The sequence below is a fragment of the Synergistaceae bacterium genome (assembly GCA_017540085.1).
Lineage (GTDB): Bacteria > Synergistota > Synergistia > Synergistales > Aminobacteriaceae > JAFUXM01.
In genome coordinates this window covers 65,981-72,660 of sequence record JAFYBQ010000026.1, presented here as the reverse complement: position 1 = coordinate 72,660, position 6,680 = coordinate 65,981, and the positions used below count along the sequence as shown (strand labels likewise).

Sequence of the window (6,680 nt, the reverse complement as noted above, 5' to 3'; positions counted from 1 at the left end):
GTCTTTGTCCATGTGAACGGCGACGTGCCTCCCGTTGCTTTCACTTAATCGTTGTAGTAGGTGCCTACTTTGCCGTTGCTGAACGTGTACGTTATCGGTACCGGGTTAGGAATTGTCAAGGAGAATGACTTTGTAGCGGTGTTGCCGTACGCGTCCTTTGCCTTGAGCGTGAACGAATACGTGCCTGCCTTTGTCGGAGTGCCTCTGAGATACAGATAGTTTCCTGAGCTGTACATACTGAGGCCGTTAGGAATTTTGCCGCTTGTCTTTGTCCATGTGAACGGCGAAGAGCCTCCCGTTGCTTTCACGTAATCGTTATAGTAGGTGCCTACTTTGCCGCTTGCGAACGTGTACTCTATTTTCAGGGCTGGGGCGATAGTCATTGTGAATGACTTTGTAGCGGTATAGCCGTAAGCGTCCTTCACCTTGAGCGTGAAAGAATACGTGCCTGCACTTGTCGGAATGCCTCTGAGGTACAGGTAGTTGCCTGAGCTGTACATACTGAGGCCGCTGGGAAGTGTGACACTCGTCTTTGTCCATGTGAACGGCGAAGAGCCTCCTGTCGCTTTCACGTAATCATTATAGTATGTGCCTACTTTGCCGTCCGCGAACGTGTACTCTATTTTCAGGGCTGGGGCGATAGTCAATGAGAATGACTTTGTTGCGGTGTTGCCGTACGCGTCCTTTGCCTTGAGCGTAAATGAATACGTGCCTGCACTTGTCGGAGTGCCTCTGAGATACAGATAGTTGCCTGAACGGTACATGCTTAGGCCGTTAGGTATTGTGCCGCTCGTCTTTGTCCATGTGAACGGCGATGAGCCTCCCGTTGCTTTCACGTAATCGTTATAGTAGGTGCCTACTTTGCCGCTTGCGAACGTGTACTCTATTTTCAGGGCAGGGGCAATAGTCAATGTGAATGACTTTGTAGCGGTGTTGCCGTACGCGTCCTTTGCCTTGAGCGTGAATGAATACGTGCCTGCCTTTGTCGGAGTGCCTCTGAGGTACAGGTAGTTGCTTGAACTGTACATGCTAAGCCCAGAAGGAAGTGTGCCGCTTGTCTTTGTCCATGTGAACGGCGAAGAGCCTCCTGTCGCTTTCACGTAATCATTATAGTATGTGCCTACTTTGCCGCCCGCGAACGTGTACTCTATGCTTAAGGCAGAGGCAATAGTCAATGTGAATGACTTTGTGTCGGTGTCGCCGTATGCGTCCGTTGCCCTAAGCGTGAAAGAATACGTGCCTGCACTTGTCGGAGTACCTCTGAGGTACAGGTAGTTGCTTGAACTGTACATGCTAAGCCCAGGAGGAAGTGTGCCGCTTATCTTAGTCCATGTTAACGGCAAATAGCCTCCTGTCGCTTTCACGAAATCATTATAGTAGGTACCGACTTTGCCGCTCAGGAATGTGTAGGTTATCCCAGATATGGACTTAGCGGACTGAGTGGACTGAATGGACACCGCAGCACTTCCCAGACTCGCAAACACAAGCAGAAGCAACATCACAGCGGTGATAACGCCTGCAAATTTCTTCATCCCTGTTTTCATATTATTCTCATCCTTCCTTTGATGAAATTCCGTTTGCCTTCGTGCGCTTTCTTCAGCGGAACACTCTCCGTTTGCCTTCGTGCGCTTTCTTCAGCGGAACACTCTAAGGAGGATTTTCCTCACGGCGACTGTAGCGGGGATTCCTGAGACTTGCACAAAAACTCACAAGACAAAATGATACGCGACAATGTAAAGCGAAACTGCTCACTGTTTCATGTTTAGAATATGAGAAACTGCACATATCAGTCATTCTCCCTACATTACAGAGCTAAACACATATGAAATGCTAGATATAGTTACTCGAAACATATGAGTATACCTATGCCGCGAGTTTTACGGTATAAACTGCTGGCGTACTACACACGTATGATCATAAAAAATGGAAATATTGTGGTTAATGGAGTATATTTATTTTAACATATCACAACAAAAAAACGTAAAGATTAAAGAAGCATGTGAGCTTATGCAAAAATTCCCCCCGGCCATGAAAGACCAGAGGGAAAAATTTTGCGACAGTGTTATTCCGCGATTATGTAGAGTTCGTTGGTTTCGATTTCGCCTGCTTCTGACTGAGCTTTTGCGCTGACCTTGAAATCACCGCTCACAATTTCGGCAGGAAGCGTGAATAATCCCCCGCCTGAAACTGTGCTGTCCACGGGATTGTCGTTAACGTAAACGGTAATAGTTGAGACATTCGCGCCCCAGTTGCTGACGGTGAATCTAAGCGGCGTATTCTCACGGACTTTCACGAGATCGCTGTCTCTTCCCTCGTATGATTCGAGAATGTCATCGCTGACGATTTCGAGGTCTGCGGAGAGATTTACGGCGGTGTCTCCTGTTCCTGCGAGTCCTGTCTGATCTGTGGGCGATGAGGGGATTTGCGGAGTCTCGCCGACTGAGTCAGCCTGCCCGGTTAAGGACTCTGCGTACAGTGATGTTGCGCCGTTCCCAGATGATGATTTGCCTGATGATTTCGCCTCCGTGATCTTGACGGTGAAGGACTTGCTGACGACGGCCTTGTTCTTGTCGGTAGCAGTCAGCTTGAATGTGAACGTCCCTGCCTTTGTGGGAGTCCCGGATAATGTAGCCTTGTTGCCGGAATACTTAATCTTCAGCCCTGTGGGAATTGTCCCTGAATTTTTCCACGTATAAGGCGCAGTGCCTCCGCTGACAGTTACGGAGCTGGTATATTTTGCCTTCACGACACCATTGGCGAATGTCCCGGAAATAGCTGGCTGTGTGATTTTGACCGTGAAGGACTTTGTTACGGCGGCCTTGTTCTTGTCGGTAGCTGTCAGCTTGAACGTGAAAGTCCCGGCCTTTGTGGGAGTGCCTGAGAGTGTAGCCTTGTTGCCGGAATACTTAATCTTCAGCCCGGTCGGAATTGTCCCTGAGTTTTTCCACGTGTAAGACGCAGTTCCTCCGCTGACAGTTACGGAGCCTGTATATTTTGCCTTCACGACACCATTGGCGAATGTCCCGGAAATAGCTGGCTTTGTGATGGTTACGGTGAAGGACTTAGTTACAGCGGCCTTGTTCTTGTCGGTAGCGGTCAGCTTGAACGTGAAAGTCCCTGCCTTTGTGGGAGTCCCGGATAATGTAGCCTTGTTGCCGGAATACGTGAGCTTTAACCCTGTGGGAATAGTCCCTGAATTTTTCCACGTGTAAGGCGCAGTTCCCCCGCTGACAGTTACGGAGCCTGTATATTTTGCCTTCACAACGCCCTTAGGGAATGTCCCTGATATTGTCGGCTGAGTGATGATTATGGTGAACGTTCTCGAATCGTTTCCGGCAGAGTTTGAAGCCTTTACTGTGAATGAGTAAGTCCCCGCTTTTGTCAGAGTGCCTGAAATTTTCCCGGCATTGCTCAGAGTGAGTCCCGGAGGAATAATCCCGCCCGTTTTTGTCCATGTTATAGACGGTGTTCCTGTCGCGCTAAGAGTCTGGGAATACGCCTGCTTAATCGCGCCATTAGGAAGTTTAGCCGCTGTTGTGATTGTCGGTGCTGTTGCAATAGTAACCGCGAATGACTTTGAGGCGGTCTTGCCGTTTGCGTCCTTAACCCTAAGCGAGAAATTATACGTTCCTGCTTCTGACGGAGTGTCCTGGAGATACAGGCTGTTTCCTGAAGGACTCATGCTCAGACCCGGAGGAATTGTGCCACTTTCTTTCGTCCATGTATACGGCGATTTTCCCCCGCTGACTGTTACATAGTCGGAATATGACTCTCTTGTTTTGCCGTTTTTGAATAAATCGTTGATAACAGGAAGGTTATATAGCGTAATAGGGATGGTTTTTGTTTCCATTCCTGCAGAATTTTCCGCCGTAAACGTAATTTTCAAATCATGGGGCAAAGTTATGCCTTCAAGTGCCGAAATTGGGCTGCCATCACGGAAGCCTGGTGTGCCGTTGATTATTCCGTTGTGCTTGGAAACACCGGATTTTTACCATCGATTAGGAACCCACAGCTATATGTTCCTACGCCAATGGTATAGCGTATAGGTACTGTACCTGTTGCAGAAATTCTAGCGTTATATTCCTCGCCATAATATGCGTCAGGGAGGTTTGTTGTTGTGATTGACGGTGCGGTTATCTCCGGCATTACCTTTACAGTGAATGTCTTCGAGGTTTCGCCGACATAATTCGAGGCTCTTACGGTAATCTTCATGGAGTTGCTTTCTTGCTTCGGAGTACCTGTAATATTCCCCTTATAATTCCGCAACCTGAAACCGTTTGAATGTGCGTCCGAGCCGTTCTCAATCCAGAAGAATATTCTCTCGTTGCCTGAGCCCGTTCCTGATGAACTGACTGTTGCGCTGTAGGATTTTCCAACGTAGGCATCTGGCAGTGAATTTGTCGTTATGGTAGGTGCAGTGCCTGTTACTTTAACGCCTGGTTCACGGTCAAAAGTCAATAAGCTGTTGCATCCGCTTGTGTTTACGGTATTTGCTATGTTCGGGGAATAGCTCGTATCGACCCACTCAAGAGACGAACAGTCATTGATGTGAAGCTCCTTGAGGTTTTTATAATCCGTAAGGTTCAGGCCTGTCATGGATGAACATCCTGCTAAATTCAAGACTTCAAGTGCCGGCATATAATTTGAACCTTGGCCGAAGCCCGTGAAGCTGTTGTTCCACAAGTATGCTTTCTTGAGGCTGTCGCATCCTTCAGCGTTAAAGCTGGTCAGCTTGTTATCCCTTGCCCAAAGCTCAGGAAGAGACTTGCACCCTTTGAGGTTAAGTGTTTCAATTTTGTTGTTCCAGCACCATAACAATGTCAGCTTATCCATACCGCTGAGGTCCAGGGTTTTTATCTGGTTGTTTTGACATCTAAGCTCTTGCAGTGAGGAGCAGTTCTTCAAGTTGAGCTTAGTCAGCCTATTTCCATACCCTTCATCATTCTCATTTCCGTAGCAGTACAGTCTTTCGAGATGTTCCATGCCGCTCAAATCAATCTCTTTGATGTTGTCCCTGTAAACGCATAAAGATTTGAGGTTCCTGAACAGTTTTATACCTTCAATGCTCTCGATCTTTATCCATTCGTACCCGTAGTTCCCGTTATTGGGATTGCCGTTATCAGGGTGAGGGCCATTCTCCTCCCACATTTCGGTTACAGCATCGAGTTCGCTTTGTGAGAAATAACCATCGCCGTTGGTATCAAAGTTTTTGACATACTCGCGGAAGTAATTATCCGGGAAGTGCGCGGAGTCTATCGGTACGCCACCAGAATCTCCGGGATAATTAACGTACATGGGTCTGTAACCTTTTGAAGACAAGCTGGAATAATAATACGTTCCCTTGTGTGTCCCGATATCGTTATTCTCATCCCATACAGGAGTCTGGTCGATGTATTCTATGTAGCTGTCTCCGTTACCAGTGCCTACATGATTATCGATAACCAGTATTACGTGGCTTGAGAAATTGTCGAGATAATCACCCTTTTGAAGTCTCTTATATCCATCGTAACTTTGACTTCCTACGGAAACGTAATCCTTCCAGCCGTTCTTTGTATGAAATTCTATTGCTGGCTGCATGGAAAGACCTGCATTATTAGGGAAACCCTGCATTATGCAAGTTGTTACAAAGGTTGCGCATGCCATGCCGTGTTTCATACTGGTTCTGCTTTCGCCTGTCCAGATATTATACGTAACAATGTCATACAAACCATTGTTTACACCTTCATTGTTTTTATCGATAAGATTCTTGTACTGCTCGAACGTGTCGCCCGTCCCGTACAGAGTATAAGGAATTCCTCTTACCCATCTTGGGCCTGTATATTCTGCATTATGCTTCAGTATAGGCTGAGACGCGTACCATTTGAAATTGTATATCTCCCAAGCATACGCAACTACCTTGTCCCTTGCTCTGGTGTTGTCTGGTACTGGCGAGGCGAAATAATATATGGAATAGCCTCCCTGACTTCCTGCATTTGAGTAACGCTGTGCAAGGTCTGCATATGAATAGTAGCTGTTCTTGATTTTCTTCACGTTTGTACCGCTCACGTGCGATTGGAAGAAATATACCCCATTGTCATCGAAACCGTTAATCATTGCAGTGTGTTGGGTTGATTTGGAGTATTTCCACCGCATCTGAACGACATCGCCCAAATGAGCCTTTGAGAAATCTGCCCTCACTGTTTCAGCCGTAGGGTACGCATTTTTCTGGTCGTTAAGGTGCTGTGCCACGAGCTGCCCGCCTGTGTAATCGTCAAGGACACGGCCGTAATTCGTATAAGAATTTATTATTCCACGTCCTTCAATTTCCACAATCCATTTGACTAATGCAAAACAGTTTGTACCGTAGTAGTCATTATCTGGATCATTGCCAGATCGCCATGGTACTTGCTGGACTTCGAGATCACGCCATTGCTGGTCTTCTTCGTTATACCTAAGAGTAGTAGCCCATGCTCCCGCACATACCACCATTAGGATCAGCATAACCACACCGACAATTCCCGCAAGTTTCTTTCTCATGAGAATCTCATCCTTTCCGCAAATATATTTTCCTAGTCTTTTACGGCTAATATTTATATATAACAGTATGGCATTATCATTTTATTAGTCTCGAAAACTGGGATTTTGCAAAAAATATAATTTACGTTTTTCTTTATGTCAATAGGCTTTAATATACGTACATT

Annotated in this window: 3 protein-coding genes; all 3 read right to left on the bottom strand. The window is 46.7% G+C overall.

The window, feature by feature from the left end; translation table 11 throughout:
- Positions 1-44 precede the first annotated feature (44 nt).
- The gene (locus tag IKQ95_05400) at positions 45-1,544 is read right to left on the bottom strand and encodes a putative Ig domain-containing protein (GenBank protein ID MBR4196131.1); all 1,500 of its coding nucleotides are present in this window, start codon (positions 1,542-1,544) and stop codon (positions 45-47) included.
- Between the two features lie 518 nt (positions 1,545-2,062).
- Positions 2,063-3,850, bottom strand: coding sequence for a putative Ig domain-containing protein (locus tag IKQ95_05395; GenBank protein ID MBR4196130.1), 1,788 nt, complete (start codon positions 3,848-3,850; stop codon positions 2,063-2,065).
- Between the two features lie 107 nt (positions 3,851-3,957).
- On the bottom strand, positions 3,958-6,516 hold the full coding sequence (locus IKQ95_05390; GenBank protein MBR4196129.1) for a leucine-rich repeat domain-containing protein: 2,559 nt from the start codon (positions 6,514-6,516) through the stop codon (positions 3,958-3,960).
- Between the last annotated feature and the right edge of the window lie 164 nt (positions 6,517-6,680).

Bases quoted from the DNA above. Each gene is read 5' to 3' on its own strand.
- IKQ95_05395 (MBR4196130.1), bottom strand. From the start codon at position 3,850: ATGGAAACAAAAACCATCCCTATTACGCTATATAACCTTCCTGTTATC.
- IKQ95_05400 (MBR4196131.1), bottom strand. From the start codon at position 1,544: ATGAAAACAGGGATGAAGAAATTTGCAGGCGTTATCACCGCTGTGATG.
- IKQ95_05390 (MBR4196129.1), bottom strand. From the start codon at position 6,516: ATGAGAAAGAAACTTGCGGGAATTGTCGGTGTGGTTATGCTGATCCTA.